Annotated in this window: 13 protein-coding genes; 6 read left to right on the plus strand and 7 right to left on the minus strand. The window is 52.4% G+C overall.

The window, feature by feature from the left end; translation table 11 throughout:
- Nucleotides 1-27: 27 nt before the first annotated feature.
- The 7 genes from yhdP to csrD form a co-directional block, all read right to left on the minus strand.
- On the minus strand, nt 28-3,828 hold the full coding sequence (gene yhdP / locus ACJHWR_RS04005) for an AsmA2 domain-containing protein YhdP (protein ID WP_001253526.1): 3,801 nt from the start codon (nt 3,826-3,828) through the stop codon (nt 28-30).
- Nucleotides 3,829-3,895: 67 nt separating this feature from the next.
- On the minus strand, nt 3,896-5,365 hold the full coding sequence (gene rng, locus ACJHWR_RS04010; RefSeq protein WP_000123197.1) for a ribonuclease G: 1,470 nt from the start codon (nt 5,363-5,365) through the stop codon (nt 3,896-3,898).
- A complete protein-coding gene (gene yhdE / locus ACJHWR_RS04015) occupies nt 5,355-5,948 on the minus strand; it encodes a nucleoside triphosphate pyrophosphatase YhdE (protein ID WP_000203099.1) in 594 nt (197 codons plus the stop codon). The genes rng and yhdE overlap by 11 nt, the downstream gene beginning before the upstream one ends.
- An 8-nt stretch (nt 5,949-5,956) precedes the next feature.
- Nucleotides 5,957-6,445, minus strand: a complete 489-nt coding sequence (mreD, locus tag ACJHWR_RS04020) for a rod shape-determining protein MreD (protein ID WP_000179409.1) — start codon at nt 6,443-6,445, stop codon at nt 5,957-5,959.
- Complete coding sequence (gene mreC, locus ACJHWR_RS04025; RefSeq protein ID WP_000802511.1) at nt 6,445-7,548, minus strand: rod shape-determining protein MreC; 1,104 nt, start codon at nt 7,546-7,548, stop codon at nt 6,445-6,447. The genes mreD and mreC overlap by 1 nt, the downstream gene beginning before the upstream one ends.
- A gap of 65 nt (nt 7,549-7,613) precedes the next feature.
- Nucleotides 7,614-8,657: a rod shape-determining protein MreB gene (gene mreB / locus ACJHWR_RS04030; RefSeq protein WP_000913396.1), complete on the minus strand. Its 1,044-nt coding sequence runs from the start codon at nt 8,655-8,657 to the stop codon at nt 7,614-7,616.
- 304 nt (nt 8,658-8,961) lie between these two features.
- Nucleotides 8,962-10,902, minus strand: a complete 1,941-nt coding sequence (gene csrD, locus ACJHWR_RS04035) for an RNase E specificity factor CsrD (RefSeq protein ID WP_001241451.1) — start codon at nt 10,900-10,902, stop codon at nt 8,962-8,964.
- A 151-nt stretch (nt 10,903-11,053) separates the two neighbouring features.
- Between csrD and ACJHWR_RS04040 the strand changes: the two genes are divergently transcribed.
- The 6 genes from ACJHWR_RS04040 (at nt 11,054) to panF (ending at nt 17,383) form a co-directional block, all read left to right on the plus strand.
- The gene (locus tag ACJHWR_RS04040; RefSeq protein WP_001148472.1) at nt 11,054-12,028 is read left to right on the plus strand and encodes an MDR family oxidoreductase; all 975 of its coding nucleotides are present in this window, start codon (nt 11,054-11,056) and stop codon (nt 12,026-12,028) included.
- Between the two features lie 36 nt (nt 12,029-12,064).
- Nucleotides 12,065-12,895, plus strand: a complete 831-nt coding sequence (locus tag ACJHWR_RS04045) for a hypothetical protein (RefSeq protein WP_000838294.1) — start codon at nt 12,065-12,067, stop codon at nt 12,893-12,895.
- Nucleotides 12,896-13,760: 865 nt separating this feature from the next.
- Complete coding sequence (gene accB, locus ACJHWR_RS04050) at nt 13,761-14,231, plus strand: acetyl-CoA carboxylase biotin carboxyl carrier protein (protein WP_000354622.1); 471 nt, start codon at nt 13,761-13,763, stop codon at nt 14,229-14,231.
- A gap of 10 nt (nt 14,232-14,241) precedes the next feature.
- Nucleotides 14,242-15,591: an acetyl-CoA carboxylase biotin carboxylase subunit gene (gene accC / locus ACJHWR_RS04055; protein WP_000884639.1), complete on the plus strand. Its 1,350-nt coding sequence runs from the start codon at nt 14,242-14,244 to the stop codon at nt 15,589-15,591.
- A 108-nt stretch (nt 15,592-15,699) separates the two neighbouring features.
- Nucleotides 15,700-15,942: a YhdT family protein gene (locus tag ACJHWR_RS04060; protein ID WP_000381170.1), complete on the plus strand. Its 243-nt coding sequence runs from the start codon at nt 15,700-15,702 to the stop codon at nt 15,940-15,942.
- A complete protein-coding gene (panF, locus tag ACJHWR_RS04065) occupies nt 15,932-17,383 on the plus strand; it encodes a sodium/pantothenate symporter (protein ID WP_001175692.1) in 1,452 nt (483 codons plus the stop codon). The genes ACJHWR_RS04060 and panF overlap by 11 nt, the downstream gene beginning before the upstream one ends.
- Nucleotides 17,384-17,390: the final 7 nt, after the last annotated feature.

A 17,390-nucleotide genomic window follows, 5' to 3' on the forward strand; every position in this document is an offset into this window, starting at 1 on the left:
TTGGGGCAATTACGCGCCCTCGTCAAATCATTGCGCTTTTTCTTTACGCGGTTGTCGCAACACTTCGTTGATTTGCGGATCGTCCAGCGGACCCGAAATGTGATAGCGCAAAATGGAGACTTTGCTCCACAGCGGTCCCAGCACTTTACTGGCGGCAAACACTGCCGCGCCAACAATGGGGTTAACCGCAAAGGCCGCAGCCACACCCACCGTCGCAGAAATCTCTGGTGCGACAACCGCTTCCATATTCAGGTCGCGACGTACCAGATTTACCGACCCTTTCATAGCGATGTCCGCTTCCAGGCCATCCACCAGCGTGTCGTCGGTGTGCATAACGCCGTCTTTAATCCACGCGGTGCTGCGAATGGAGTCAAAATAGAACCCTTCGCCAAAAGTGTCTCTGAAATCAAAACGCAGCTTACGCATCAGGGCATCAACGCTCAATAAGCGCAGCAATTGCCCGGCATGTCCGGTATTGATTTCGGTAATTTCGCCTTTGCCCAGTTGAGTATGAATGATGCCATTCAACGTCGCCTCATCTGGTTGCCAGGGTGCTTTGCGCCAGTGTAAATCGTAATCCACATTAAATGACGACTGCCGTATGGGCGTCGTGACACCAAAAAATTCTGCGGCGGCATCAATTTTCTGCCCACGCAGTTTTCCTTTCAGCGAAGTGCGTTCATTTCCCGGATTGTTAACCCATTCACCATCGGCAGTGAGCCGCGAAAAACCAGTATCAATCAGTCCATTAGTCAGCGTTAATGTATTGCCAGAAATGGTGATATCACTGTCAATGCGCCCGAATTTTTGCCCCCAGAACCAGCACTCTGCGCATCGTATTTGTGCGTCCGGCCAGCCACGGAAGCTAATGCGCTCCGTTGTCAGGAAAGGTGATGAATTCGTTGAGTCACCATGAGTTTTCGGCACGCTTGGGTTGTAATAAAGATATTTGATATTCGCCAGCCACGGCGCGTTATTACGCATCGCCAGCGTGGCGTTGATTTCACGCCCTTGCGCCTCAACCTGGGTGCCATTTGCCGTCGGTTGCGAAACAATGCTCAGGTTATTCCATTGCTGATTTCCCAGCGACAACATAGGCGTACGTAACGTTATGTGTTGTGGGAAACTCGCTGCACCACCGACACTCTCCGCCGCGCCTTTCTGGAACAGGGCCAGCCACTCGGCACCATTCATCGGCGGCATATTGAGTTCAACGCCACTTTGTTCCGGCAACGGCGGGAGCGTTTTACTGTCTGCCGCCCATATAGCACGATCGAGCGTCAGCTTTTGACCGAGCAACCAGCGGCTATTGAAATGGTTATCCGCACCAGCCTGTCCGGTTAATTCAAAGCTGTTGAGATTGCCATCAACCTTAACGTTTACCGGTAGTGGTTCACCCGCAGGTTTGGCTAACGGTGAAGGTAAGTGACTGCTCACATTCTTCAAATCGCCATTCAGCTCTACGTTATACGTCGCGCCAGCATGATAAGGCAGCTCAATGCCCACTTTACCATCCCACGCCACGCTGCCACTTAATGCTTCGTTCACCGCTTCAGGCAGAACGCCGGTTTTCGCTGGTTGCCAGTTACCGTTGAGATTCACCGCGACCTGGTAGGCTTTTGCCCCTTCTTTGGTGGAAAAATCCACGTTCAACGGCTGATTAAACCAGCTTGCTGTCAGTGGTTCACTTTGCAGATCGCCATTGATAAAGCTGAATTTACCGCTCAAATTTTTCAGGGTGCTGTCGAGTGGTTTGATAAACAGACTGTTATTACGCAGCGTCACTTCACCTTTCGCGGTTACCAGTTCGCCGTTCAGCGGAATATCGAGATGTAAGCGAGCATTCACATCGCCGTCGAGCTGGAGTTCTTGCAGGGTCGCCCCCAGAGAATCTTTCAGCGGTGTCTCATCAAAGTAAGGGCCAACGGCTTTACCCGGGCCTTTAATGTCAGCGTCAATCAGCAGTTTTTCTTTTGAGTAGTCAGGGATCACTGCGGTGAGATTACTCGCACGCACGCCGCCCAGATTAACGCCATCGGTTTTCATCCATAAACCGTCGTTAATAAAGTCCAGTTCAATATCAAGGTTAGTTAATGCAGGCCAGTCCGGCTGGAAGGCAAACTTCGCGTTGCGCAGCGGCACCAGCACTTCAAACTGACCTTCGTTGTGTTTATAGGGGAAGAGTTGCGGATTGCCACCATAAACCAGCGTCGCGTTATCCGCTTCACCGCCCTGAATCGCGCCACTTAAGTAATCAACCAGGTCTTTACCCATCAAGTTTTCCGGGAAATAGCGCCAGGCTTGTGAACCATCGTCGGTACTGATGCCAGCCAGAATCCCCAGCCAGGGTTCATCGTTAGCAGGTTGCAGGTAACGAAAACCGCCGCGCGCATGGACGGCTTTGGCTTTAACGTCAATATTACGTCCATCCAGCTGGAAACCTTTGTCATTGTTCAGCCAGCTTATCGTTGCCTGGCCGTCGGCGATTTCCAGTGGCGCGCGGAATACCGTTTCGTAAGGCATCTTTGCCTGCTTCATCGACGCAGTAAGCAAACCATTTTCTACGCTGCCGGAAAGCGTCCCGGAGAAGTGTTCCGCACCCGGTAATAATTTCCATTGCTTCCAGGCCAGATCGCTCCACGATGCCTGAAAACGGGTCTTGTCTGCCGCCTGAAGCGGGATATCCAGCGCCAGAGTGTTAATCTTGCCGCTCGGTTGTGTGGAGCGCCAAACATCACCCAGTGCAGGTGAAAGTTTCGCGGCCAACGGGCGTACGCCCTCCAGGCCTGCCAGCTCCAGATTACTGGCACGAATCCGGAGTTCGTCACTGCGTTTATTGTCTTTGCCGCCAACGTCCTGTTCCGGTATCCAGGCCAGCGTCAATGCTCCGCTCGGCCAGGGTTTGCCGTCCATCGTGATCCGTGTATCGGGAATAGAGAACTGCCATCCCGGATTTTCACGCGTAATATGCGCAGTCAGATTATCCACCGACAGCGTATGTGTTTCCTTCTCGCCCAACCAGCTGGCACCGCCCTGTTTCAGCCAGACGTCACCGCCGGTTACATCGCCTTTGTCGATCGTCATCCAGCCTTCAAGGGAGAACTGTGCCGTTTCCAGCGCAATATTGTCCTGCATCCATTTACCGAGCCACGGCTTCAGGTCGATGTCATCCGCCTGGAGCCAGACGCGACCATTGCTTAACAACCCCTCATCATCGCGCAAATCCATACGCACCTGCATCACGCCGTGCTGTCCGGTAAGGCTGGAGAGGCTTACCAGGCCTTCCGCACGGTGTCGACGTGGATCGTTCAGCCAGGTGAGCTGTGGGATCGCCAGCTCGGCGCGCTGACCGGATGGCGTCAGGAAACTGACTTCACTGTCGCGGAGATCGAAATGGTCAAATTGACGAAGAAACAGATCGCTGATGTGACTGGCTTCCAGGCTATCATTACCACCGCCGCTGGTGATAGGAGTGTTGGTGCGAAAGCGCAGATGCCAGAAAGTGAGGTCGCGAAACTGCCAGCGCATATGTAACAGGCTCTGCCAGACATCTAGCGCAAGAGTAACGCGTTTAACCGAAAATTCGCCGCCATCTTTTAGTTCTGCACGGATGTCGTGTGCTTCAAGCGTCGGACCAAAATTCTGCCAGCTGGCTGAGAGCTGACTGGCTTCTACCGGCATGCCAGTCGCGGATTCTATTTTGTTGAGGATTTCCGGACGCCAGGCGTCAAGATGCGGTAAAGCAATACGCAGGCCGCTAACCAGCAGGGCAGCGATCACAACGAGCGCAGCTCCAGTAAGCAGTAAAATCCCCGGCAATCGCCTCACCCGTCACTCCTTGTCTGCTAAAAATGTGACTCAAAAACCCTTTGCCGGATGGCGGCCCAGCATCTGTTTACATCATTACGACGTCAAACTGCTCCTGGTTATAGAGCGGTTCAATTTGTACTTTAACCTGTTTGCCAACGAAAATTTCCACTTCCGCCAGCGAGTGTGACTCTTCGCCTTTCAAGGCTTCGGCTACTGCCGGAGAAGCATAGACCAGGAAACGGTCGGAGTCGTAAGCATGGTGGACACGAACAATCTCGCGCATGATTTCATAGCATACCGTTTCCACGGTTTTCACCGTTCCGCGACCGTGGCAGGTTGGGCATTCGTTACACAGTACGTGCTCAATGCTTTCGCGGGTGCGTTTACGCGTCATCTCCACCAGCCCCAGCGCCGAAAAACCATTAACGCTGGTTTTCACCCGGTCTTTGCTCAACGCCTGCTCCAGCGAATGCAACACGCGGCGACGGTGATCTTCATTATTCATGTCGATGAAATCAATAATGATAATCCCGCCCAGATTGCGCAACCGTAACTGGCGAGCGATAGCCTGCGTCGCTTCAATATTGGTATTGAAAATGGTGTCGTCCAGATTGCGATGACCGACAAACGCCCCGGTATTGATGTCCACGGTGGTCATCGCTTCGGTCTGGTCGATAATCAGATAGCCACCGGATTTCAGTTCTACTTTGCGTTCCAGCGCTCGCTGAATTTCGTTTTCGACATCAAAGAGATCGAAAATCGGCTGGCGTCCGGTGTAATGCTCCAGCTTGCTGGTCATCTCGGGAATGTACTCCGAGGTAAACTCCAGCAATGCTTCGTAAGTCAGGCGTGAGTCAACGCGAATGCGGTCGAGTTCGGCGTCGGCGAAATCACGCAGAACACGCTGCGCCAGCGCCAGTTCGCCGTACAGCTGATAACGGGTCTGTGGGCGCTTTTTACGCTCCATAACTTTGGTCCAGACGCGTTTCAGATAAGCGGCATCGGAGGCCAGTTCAGCCTCGCCAACCCCTTCCGCTGCAGTACGGATGATAAACCCGCCCTGCTCGTCACAATACTCTGCGACCACTTTTTTCAGGCGTTCACGTTCTGATTCGCTTTCAATACGTTGGGATACCCCAACGTGAGAAGCACCTGGCATAAACACCAGATAGCGAGAAGGCAGCGTGATATCGGTGGTCAGGCGCGCACCTTTAGTGCCAAGCGGATCTTTCACCACCTGCACCATCAGATCTTGCCCCTGACGGACCAGCTCCGAGATGTCGCGCACCGTGAATTGCTTTTGTTCTTCACCCGCCACACATTCGGTGTGCGGCATGATGTCGGATGCATGAAGAAACGCGGCTTTATCCAGCCCAATATCTACAAAAGCCGCCTGCATACCCGGAAGTACACGACTTACACGACCCTTGTAGATATTGCCTACTATTCCGCGTCGCGCCTCACGTTCAATATGAATTTCCTGCAGAATACCGCCATCAATATACGCCACTCGCGTTTCCGAAGGCGTTACGTTTACTAACAATTCAGCCGTCATGTTTATCCCTTTTCTCACGCAGTGCGTTAAAATTACTTAATAATTCATACGTTTCAACCAGCGGTAAGCCGACTACGGCGTGATAGCTGCCATTTATCTTCCTGACAAAACAGCCACCCAGCCCCTGAATACCGTATGCACCTGCTTTATCTAACGGTTCACCGCTGGCGACATAGCCCGCGATGTCTTCGTCTGTTAACGTTCTGAAAGTCACATCGGTGACCACCAGGCAATCGAGAATGTGCTGGCTGTCGGCCAACGCCACTGCCGTCATTACCTGATGGGTCTGACCCGATAATTTGCGCAACATCTGCACCGCATGCTCTGCGTCGCGCGGTTTCTCCAGCACTTCTCCATTCAGGATAACGATAGTATCCGCACCCAGCACCGGGAGATCCTGCGCCGTTTGCGCGACACCCGCCTGTGCTTTCTCGCGCGCCAGACGCACAACATATTGCTGCGCGCTCTCCTGCGGCTGACGCTGCTCCTCAATGCCCGTAACAATACGTTCAAAGGTTACGCCAAGTTGCGCAAGTAACTCCTGACGACGCGGAGAACCGGAAGCTAAATACAGAGAAGTCATAGAAACCTTTATTGCACTGCAAACTGCTGACGGACTTTACGCATCAGCAAGAAAATCCACGGCCAGAGCACTCCATTGACTACACTACTCCAGAACACTTCCGGTCTGAAAGAGACGTTAATCACTAAAAACTCTGCCCAGAAAACAATAATATCCACCACCAGCGAAAGCAACATGACGACCAGCGCCTGCTGCCATAATGCGAGGTTGCGGAAAAGCTGGTATTTCAGCGCCACCAGGTAAGCAATGATGCTCATCGCCAATACGCGTACGCCAAGTGTCGAGCCGCTGATCAGATCCAGTATGGCACCCATCACAAAACCTGTGCCCACATTTACGCGATGAGGCAAGGCCAGGATCCAATACAACAAGATGAGTAACACCCAGTTTGGCCGGAAAACTATCAGGTTGTCCGGCCAGGGCATGATTTGCAGCAAAAGCGCAATAAGGAAAGAGAGCCAGATTACCCAGCGTCCCTGGCTACGATAGCTCGCCACTATTGCCCTCCCGGCGCACGCGCAGGCGGTTGAGCACCACTTTGCGGCGGCGTAGCCCTTTGTGGAGAGCGATTAGCAGCGGGCTGTGTCGGCGCAGCAGGCGCAGTAGCTGCATTTCCTGTCGCCGGTTGCTGCGGAGTCGGCTGAGCGATCCCCGTTGCCGGTTCGGGTAACTTTGGCCCCATCGCGTCTGGTGAAGGCAATACCTGCGGCATCATCTGCATCAGACGTTCATTAGCAACACGATGCACCTCTTCCGGCGTCATCGGGTTAGCGCCGTTACGATCCGCGCCCCACAGCAGCAGCAGATAACGCAAACGTTGCAGCCCTGCAGTCGGACGCGCCTGAATCACAGTATAAGCGCGCTGGGTATCGAGTTTTACGGAAGAGACAACCGCGACCGGATAGCCTTCCGGGAAACGACCGCCCAGACCGGAAGTCACCAGCACATCACCAACACGAATATCCGTATTCGCTGGCAAATGCTCAAGCTGCAAATCATCCGTACAACCGTTACCGGCTGCAATTACGCGGATATCGTTGCGCAGCACCTGGATTGGCAGCGCGTGGGTCGCATCACAAATCAGCAGCACGCGACTGGTCAGTTTAGCGACGGCCACCACCTGACCAACAACACCTTTGTCGCTGATGACCGGCTGGCCTTCATAAACGCCATTAACGCTACCTTTATCGATAACAACTTGATCGCTATAAGGGTCGTTAACCGTGGAGATAACCTGAGTCACCATTTTCTGCTCATCCTGACGCAGCGGGGAACCCAGCAGTTCGCGCAGACGCGCGTTCTCCTGTTTGTATTGTCCAAGCATCAGCAGTTCACTGTTTTTCAGCAACAGTTCCTGACGTAACGCCCGGTTTTCAAGTTCTAGTTGGTCACGCGAGGCCAGCGTCTGCGATACGCCATCCAGCAATTCACGAGGAGCATTGGAAACAAAGTAGAAAGGGCTGACGGCGGTATCCATATAAGTACGGATTTGACTGAACGTCCCCAGGCGGCTGTCGGCAATAATAATGCCGAGCGCCACCAGCACCGCCAGAATAAGGCGAATCTGTAGCGACGGGCCACGGCTAAAAATTGGCTTCATAAGTTATGCGTATTCTCGTATCAGACCAGGCAGGGTAAACAGACGCTTCCCCTGCCTGCATCCGATTACTCTTCGCTGAACAGGTCGCCGCCGTGCATGTCGATCATTTCCAGCGCTTTGCCGCCACCGCGCGCCACACAGGTCAGCGGGTCTTCAGCAACAACGACTGGAATGCCGGTTTCTTCCATTAACAAACGGTCAAGGTTACGCAGCAGTGCGCCACCACCGGTGAGCACCATGCCGCGCTCGGAGATGTCGGAAGCCAGTTCCGGCGGGCACTGTTCCAGTGCAACCATTACCGCGCTCACAATACCGGTCAGCGGTTCCTGCAGTGCTTCGAGGATTTCGTTGGAGTTCAGGGTAAAACCGCGTGGAACACCTTCTGCAAGGTTACGGCCACGAACTTCGATTTCACGGACTTCATCGCCCGGGTAAGCCGAACCGATTTCGTGCTTGATACGTTCTGCGGTGGCTTCACCGATCAGAGAACCGTAATTACGACGTACATAGTTGATGATAGCTTCGTCGAAACGGTCACCACCAATGCGCACGGAAGAGGAGTAAACCACGCCGTTCAAGGAGATAACAGCAACTTCAGTAGTACCACCACCGATATCAACCACCATAGAACCGGTCGCTTCAGAAACCGGCAGGCCAGCACCAATTGCGGCAGCCATCGGTTCTTCAATCAGGAAGACTTCACGGGCACCAGCGCCCTGCGCGGATTCACGAATTGCGCGGCGTTCAACCTGGGTCGCGCCAACCGGCACACAAACCAGAACGCGCGGGCTTGGACGCATAAAGCTGTTGCTGTGCACTTGTTTGATGAAGTGCTGGAGCATTTTTTCAGTCACGAAGAAGTCGGCGATAACGCCGTCTTTCATTGGGCGAATGGCAGCAATATTGCCCGGCGTACGGCCCAGCATCTGCTTCGCGTCATGACCTACTGCAGCTACGCTTTTCGGTGAACCGGCACGATCCTGACGAATGGCCACCACGGAAGGCTCATTCAATACGATGCCTTGTCCTTTTACATAAATGAGGGTATTCGCAGTACCCAGGTCAATGGACAAGTCATTGGAAAACATGCCACGAAATTTTTTCAACATACTAAGGGATAATCCTGAAAGCTGGGGCGGAAAAGAAAATCCGCTTACTTTACCAACCACACGCAGCAGCGACAAGGCGCAAAAATCATCTGCTACGGTGAAAATTAGTGCAGTTCGTTTCCTTTGTTACAAATCTCTGCCTGAGTCCAGAAAGGCTTAATGCATCAGCAGCATTCCTCGCCTGTTTGCAACCGCGTAAGGTCATTCATCTGCATATGTGCTGCAACAATCTGGCGAGCAGACAAGCACACTCCCATGAGACGCAGCGCGCGTTATTCTACGTGAAAACGGATTAAACGGCAGGTTAAACCGAGTATCTTTGTGAATATTTTTTCACGTTAGTATCAAGTGGCTGTGAGGACGCGAAAAAATCCCCTTGCCCACCTGTAACACCGCGCTGAATCAGGGTCTGCCACTCGCTTCGCGAACGCACGCCGGTGGCGTAAACCTGGGTGCTGGTCCCGGAGCAGGCTTCCACCAGGCTTTGAACCAGCAGCTGGTTCTCCGTTCGCTTCTCAATGTTTCTGACCAGCCCCGGATGGAGCTTGAGTAACTCAACATTAAGTTCTTTGATCCAACTGGTGCTTACCAGCGTCAAACCAGCCTGGTTGACGGCTACCCGTACCCCTAAAGCATTCACTAAACGAATAACAGGTTGTAAGCGACTGATATGTTGACCTACATCGGCCTCTGCAAGTTCAATAATTATGCGTTTTCGTTGCGATCTTTCACATTGCATTAACGTATCGCGCAGCCAACGCTGAAAACGCGGGCGAATCAGCGACTCAACGGTAACCTGAATCGCCAGATTTTCCTCCGGCCAGTAACGCAATAGTGGAATCAGACGGCTGATTTGCAGGCGGTCATACTCTTCCGATAAGCCAAACTGCAAGACCATCGGCATATACTCCGCCGAGCTAACCTCTTCATTACCATCGAAGATGCGGCACATGAGTTCGCGATGATGAACCTGACCTTCGCGAGTAACCGCCGGTTTTTGATAAAGGCGCGGGCCGCCGCGACTCAGCATTTGCTCGATAAGCGTACGCCAGCGAACATTACCGCGTCCTTTTTCAGGCAACGAGTCATCGTAAATAGCCCAGCTATTGCCGCCCTGCAATCCCGCATTACGCGTGGCAGACTCTGCATGTTCCATTACCTGCTCGGTATCCTGACCACTACGCCAGGCACAGATACCAATGTGGATCATATCGTCGCGATCGAGCATTTTATTGTTCGGCAAGGTATCGACGGCTTTGATTAACTGACTGGCGATGCTCTCTGCCTCTTTTAACGTTCGGTGCGGTAACAGCGCAGCAAAATCACTGCGGTGGTAACGCGCCAGCAGTGCGCCAGGGTAGCGCATCATAAATGTCGACAGCAGATTCGTCAGAGAGAAGAACTGTTCTTCAACCTGGCTGTGCCCCCAGGTATCACTCAACATATTGAAATCCGGCAGACGAATCATCATCACGATCCCGTGGGTACCTACTTTCTCCTGATCTTCCAGTAACGTTGCTAACTGATTATCGAAGAAGAGTCGGTTATTGAGGCCGGTTTTCATGTCCTGGGCGGCATAAGAGCGGATCAGCGTATCAAGACGGCTGTGTTGTTCGCGTGCGTTCTGAATTTCACGAAGCAGCGTATCCAGCGCACTGCTGGTTCTGGGCGGCCATTCATAGATGGTTCCCAACACATTAGAGCCACGCTCACCGTTTAAGATACGAGTAGCCCGGGTTTCCAGCAATTCTTGCCCGGCAAGTTGCCGTTGTAACCAGCGTACCGCCAGGAAGAGCATAAGAATGATAAAGCCAATCGCCCCCGTGAGCGGCGCGGTGGTCATCAACGAATGGAAATAGTTGCCCATCGGATCCTGATAAACCAGACGCAGCGACATCCCCGGATGCTTTATCAACGGAACGCTCAGTTCACGAAATAGATCGTTGGTGCCAACCGGACGATAACTACCATTTCTGGCCAGGGTATAAACCTGCTTATCACCATGGAGCAGGTCTACACGAACGATATCTGCCGACATCATTAATTCGGTAATTTGTGGCCTTAATGTGCTGAAGTCATTCGACACCAGGTGGGTATCGATCGCCGTCGCCACCGCCTGAACACGATGACTAAACTTATACTGAATGGCGTTGTAGAAACTTAGCGAACAGCCCAGCAAAGTCACAAAAATTGTTAACCCGGTGAGCAGCGTAACAAAGGCCGAAAATTTCGTCGTTAATCTCATCCTTGTGTTAACTCCGATAGTGAGGAAGCGGGCATACTAGCAAATCAGATTTATCTCGCAATTTATTGCGCTTCATCGGCTTTGCTTTTCCATTAGCGAGTATAGTCTTCAGAAATTATTTTCCAATCCATCATGCACATGAGGACCACTTATGCAGGCGTTACTTTTAGAACAGCAGGACGGCAAAACTCTCGCATCGGTACAGACTCTGGACGAAAGTCGCCTGCCGGAGGGCGATGTCACGGTTGATGTTCACTGGTCGAGCCTGAACTACAAAGATGCGCTGGCAATTACCGGTAAGGGAAAAATCATCCGTAATTTTCCGATGATTCCTGGGATCGATTTTGCCGGAACTGTACGCACCAGCGAAGATCCGCGTTTTCATGCCGGTCAGGAGGTGTTACTCACTGGCTGGGGCGTTGGTGAAAACCACTGGGGTGGGCTGGCGGAACAGGCGCGAGTGAAAGGTGACTGGCTGGTTGCCATGCCGCAAGGGCTGGACGCGCGTAAAGCAATGATTATCGGTACTGCCGGTTTTACCGCCATGTTGTGTGTGATGGCGCTGGAAGATGCCGGTGTTCGCCCGCAGGATGGGGAGATTGTCGTGACGGGTGCCAGTGGTGGCGTCGGCAGTACCGCCGTGGCGCTGCTGCATAAGTTGGGTTATCAGGTCGTTGCCGTTTCCGGTCGCGAAAGTACCCATGAATATCTGAAAAGTTTAGGTGCCAGCCGTATTCTCCCTCGCGATGAGTTTGCCGAATCCCGTCCTCTGGAAAAACAAGTCTGGGCTGGGGCAATTGACACCGTTGGCGACAAAGTGCTGGCAAAAGTGCTGGCGCAAATGAATTACGGCGGCTGCGTGGCGGCCTGTGGTCTGGCGGGTGGTTTTACTCTGCCAACCACGGTCATGCCATTTATTCTGCGTAATGTCCGTTTACAGGGGGTGGATTCAGTAATGACGCCACCAGCACGCCGCGCACAAGCCTGGCAGCGATTGGTCGCCGATTTACCGGAATCATTCTATACCCAGGCGGCAAAAGAGATATCTCTGGCAGAGGCACCGAAGTTTGCCGAGGCCATCATTAATAACCAGATCCAGGGGCGCACGCTGGTGAAGGTTAACTAACCATTTAGCAAGGATTAATAAGAGAGGGAACTCATTTTGAAATCATTATTCAATCGGTTAACGGGAAAAGCGGTTAGCCGGACAGCTTTCGTCGAACATCTTGGTCATGAAGTTGTACAACATCATCCAAACTGGAAAGTCATGATTTCGACTGACCATAAATTGATGCGCATTGATACGGGTCACCAAACGGTGGAAATCACTCTTGATGATGCCTACAAACGTTATCAAGCCGCACCAGACCCGCTGGAAGAAGTGGCTGCAGATATGCTGAAACAGCTTGCAGAAATGCTGCCGACCGGGCGCTGTATTGTTCCGGTGATTAAAGAAAAAGCCTGGCTGGATACCGTTCGCCAACAGCTTAGCCAGTATGAATCTGATCCAGAGATCCTCAACGCCTCGCTGGATTTTGCCTGGGAAGACTTTAACGATGAGTTAATTATCTTGTTTGCTGAAGATGGTAGCGAAACCATGCGCTATCTGATGCGCTACGAAGTGACCATTGACCGCGAACAAGCCATCAATAATTTGAAGCAAATATTGCCGGAAGTTTCGGCTGAAATCGTTGATACAGGCGCAAACGCTGGAAAAGTTGCCGTTATCTCCGCAGGGGGTACTTATGAGCCCAGTCTGATGCTCATTGACGATCTTTGGGTGCAATCACCCGATCCTGAATGCGGCGACCTGTTAGTGACTGTTCCCTCCAGAGGAAAACTGTTTTTCACCTACAATGATCAGCCAGCAAATCTCAGCGCATTACGACAGTTAACAGAACAATGCTTCCGTGAGGATGACCATCCTCTGACAACACAGATATTCATCCGCCGTAACGGTCACTTTTATCCCTGGGTAGAAACCTTGCATTAACGCAACCTCCGTCATGCTTGAAAAAGCTTGTCGGAGTATGTGATGAATGCTGCAAACTCACCGAAGCCGATTTTGCCACCAAATCGGCTTTTTTATTGTCACGCGGCAAATTCTGAATGCATCACATAGCCGCACTGCCGCCTGACAAAACAGTTTACCTTCTGCAAAATGGGGGGAATAATCTGATTTTATTTGATTACAAATTAACCACTTAAACCTATTTCATGCTGAGCATTATCAGGCGGTTGATTTTGCGTGCTTTAGCATTCACATCTATCCAGACGATGCAGTGAAAATTGGGTAATCCCCAGCAACCGCTGCGTAATGTCGTCTATCTTGTCGCGATCCTGGCATCCCTACATTATTTGTGGTCTGTGAAGATTATCTCATTGCAGCCCCTCATCTTCGCAGGGCTGGCTTTACAGCTTTTCACCTTACGTTATAAGAAGTTCCGTCGATGATGGCGCTAATTTCGTGAATTGTGCGGCTTGTTGCAAATTACACGGTGTTGAAGGTTATTTACATGTTAGCTGTTGATTATCTTCCCTGATAAGACCAGTATTTAGCTGCCAATTGCTACGAAATCGTTATAATGTGCGACCTCGTCCTCCCTGACGCAGTTTTTGCGCTGCGGAAAAGGTGACATTGGCGCAACGAAGGTATATTTTGTTTTTTGCCGGAGGATAGCAGCAGATCGCTGCACAATGTCCGTCAAGTCTAACATTGACACTCTGGGGCAAAATAGACCGGCGTCCCGGCCTGCTGGAATTTATCGCTATGCATACAGCTGTCGGGGCATACGCTTTACAGACGGCGGTGAAACGCCTGTCACAATCACACTAAACAAAGAGTACGGAACCCACTCATGGATATTCGTAAGATTAAAAAACTGATCGAGCTGGTTGAAGAATCAGGCATCTCCGAACTGGAAATTTCTGAAGGCGAAGAGTCAGTACGCATTAGCCGTGCAGCTCCTGCCGCAAGTTTCCCTGTGATGCAACAAGCTTACGCTGCACCAATGATGCAGCAGCCAGCTCAATCTAACGCAGCCGCTCCGGCGACCGTTCCTTCCATGGAAGCGCCAGCAGCAGCGGAAATCAGTGGTCACATCGTACGTTCCCCGATGGTTGGTACTTTCTACCGCACCCCAAGCCCGGACGCAAAAGCGTTCATCGAAGTGGGTCAGAAAGTCAACGTGGGCGATACCCTGTGCATCGTTGAAGCCATGAAAATGATGAACCAGATCGAAGCGGACAAATCCGGTACCGTGAAAGCAATTCTGGTCGAAAGTGGACAACCGGTAGAATTTGACGAGCCGCTGGTCGTCATCGAGTAACGAGGCGAACATGCTGGATAAAATTGTTATTGCCAACCGCGGCGAGATTGCATTGCGTATTCTTCGTGCCTGTAAAGAACTGGGCATCAAGACTGTCGCTGTGCACTCCAGCGCGGATCGCGATCTAAAACACGTATTACTGGCAGATGAAACGGTCTGTATCGGCCCTGCTCCGTCAGTAAAAAGTTATCTGAACATCCCGGCAATCATCAGCGCCGCTGAAATCACCGGCGCAGTAGCAATCCATCCGGGCTACGGCTTCCTCTCCGAGAACGCCAACTTTGCCGAGCAGGTTGAGCGCTCCGGCTTTATCTTCATCGGCCCGAAAGCAGAAACCATTCGCCTGATGGGCGACAAAGTATCCGCAATCGCGGCGATGAAAAAAGCGGGCGTTCCTTGCGTACCGGGTTCTGACGGCCCGCTGGGCGACGATATGGATAAAAACCGCGCCATTGCTAAACGCATTGGTTATCCGGTAATTATCAAAGCCTCCGGCGGCGGCGGCGGTCGCGGTATGCGCGTAGTGCGCGGCGACGCTGAACTGGCACAATCCATCTCCATGACCCGTGCGGAAGCGAAAGCTGCTTTCAGCAACGATATGGTTTACATGGAGAAATACCTGGAAAATCCTCGCCACGTCGAGATTCAGGTACTGGCTGACGGTCAGGGCAACGCTATCTATCTGGCGGAACGTGACTGCTCCATGCAGCGCCGCCACCAGAAAGTGGTCGAAGAAGCACCAGCACCGGGCATTACCCCGGAACTGCGTCGCTACATCGGCGAACGTTGCGCTAAAGCATGTGTTGATATCGGCTATCGCGGTGCAGGTACTTTCGAGTTCCTGTTCGAAAATGGCGAGTTCTATTTCATCGAAATGAACACCCGTATTCAGGTAGAACACCCGGTTACTGAAATGATCACCGGCGTTGACCTGATCAAAGAACAGCTGCGTATCGCTGCCGGTCAACCGCTGTCGATCAAGCAAGAAGAAGTTCACGTTCGCGGCCATGCGGTGGAATGTCGTATCAACGCCGAAGATCCGAACACCTTCCTGCCAAGTCCGGGCAAAATCACCCGTTTCCACGCACCTGGCGGTTTTGGCGTACGTTGGGAGTCTCATATCTACGCGGGCTACACCGTACCGCCGTACTATGACTCAATGATCGGTAAGCTGATTTGCTACGGTGAAAACCGTGACGTGGCGATTGCCCGCATGAAGAATGCGCTGCAGGAGCTGATCATCGACGGTATCAAAACCAACGTTGATCTGCAGATCCGCATCATGAATGACGAGAACTTCCAGCATGGTGGCACTAACATCCACTATCTGGAGAAAAAACTCGGTCTTCAGGAAAAATAAGACTGCAAAAGCGTCAAAAGGCCGGATTTTCCGGCCTTTTTTATTACTGGGGATCGACAACCCCCATAAGGTACAATCCCCGCTTTCTTCACCCATCAGGGACAAAAAATGGACACTCGTTTTGTTCAGGCCCATAAAGAGGCGCGCTGGGCGCTGGGGCTGACCCTTTTGTATCTGGCGGTATGGTTAGTAGCCGCTTACTTACCTGGCGTTGCCCCCGGTTTTACCGGCTTTCCACGCTGGTTTGAGATGGCTTGCATCCTGACGCCGCTGCTGTTTATTGGACTGTGCTGGGCGATGGTGAAATTTATCTATCGCGATATCCCGCTGGAGGATGACGATGCAGCTTGAAGTGATTCTACCGCTGGTCGCCTATCTGGTGGTGGTGTTCGGGATTTCAGTTTATGCAATGCGTAAACGGAACACCGGCACCTTCCTCAATGAGTATTTCCTCGGCAGCCGTTCTATGGGCGGTATTGTGCTGGCGATGACACTCACCGCGACCTATATCAGTGCCAGTTCGTTTATCGGCGGGCCTGGAGCTGCTTATAAATACGGCCTGGGCTGGGTATTGCTGGCGATGATTCAGCTTCCTGCAGTCTGGCTTTCGCTCGGTATTCTCGGCAAGAAGTTCGCAATTCTTGCGCGCCGCTACAATGCGGTGACGCTGAACGATATGCTGTTTGCCCGCTACCAGAGTCGTCTGCTGGTGTGGCTGGCGAGTTTAAGTTTGCTGGTTGCGTTCGTTGGTGCGATGACCGTGCAGTTTATCGGCGGTGCGCGTCTGCTGGAAACTGCGGCGGGTATCCCTTATGAAACCGGGCTGCTGATTTTCGGTATCAGCATTGCGTTGTATACCGCCTTTGGTGGCTTTCGCGCCAGCGTGCTGAACGACACCATGCAAGGGCTGGTGATGCTGATTGGCACCATTGTGCTGCTTATTGGCGTGGTACATGCCGCAGGTGGCTTAAGCAACGCAGTAGAGACGTTGCAAACCATCGATCCGCAACTGGTTACTCCGCAAGGCGCTGACGATATTCTGTCGCCTGCCTTTATGACATCGTTCTGGGTGCTGGTGTGCTTTGGTGTGATTGGTCTGCCGCATACCGCTGTGCGCTGCATCTCTTATAAAGACAGCAAAGCGGTACATCGGGGAATCATCATCGGGACAATTGTAGTGGCAGTCCTGATGTTTGGTATGCACCTGGCCGGAGCGTTAGGCCGTGCGGTGATCCCCGATCTCACCGTACCGGATCTGGTGATCCCGACGTTAATGGTAAAAGTGCTGCCACCGTTTGCTGCCGGGATCTTCCTGGCTGCACCTATGGCTGCGATCATGTCGACGATCAATGCCCAGTTGCTGCAAAGTTCCGCTACGATCATTAAAGATCTCTATCTGAATATCCGTCCGGATCAAATGCAAAACGAGACGCGTCTGAAGCGGATGTCGGCGGTGATCACGTTGGTTCTCGGTGCGTTGCTGCTGCTTGCCGCCTGGAAGCCGCCAGAAATGATCATCTGGCTGAATTTGCTGGCCTTCGGTGGGCTGGAAGCCGTTTTCCTGTGGCCGCTGGTACTGGGTCTTTACTGGGAACGCGCCAACGCCAAAGGCGCGCTAAGTGCGATGATTGTTGGCGGCGTACTGTATGCCGTACTCGCGACGCTGAATATTCAGTACCTGGGCTTCCACCCTATCGTGCCCTCGTTACTACTAAGTTTGCTGGCTTTCATGGTCGGAAACCGTTTCGGTACATCCGTCCCGCAAGCTACCGTTTTGACTACTGATAAATAAAGAGTTT

Origin of the sequence: Escherichia sp. WS568 (assembly GCF_046486085.1) — a bacterium.
Classification (GTDB): domain Bacteria; phylum Pseudomonadota; class Gammaproteobacteria; order Enterobacterales; family Enterobacteriaceae; genus Escherichia; species Escherichia coli.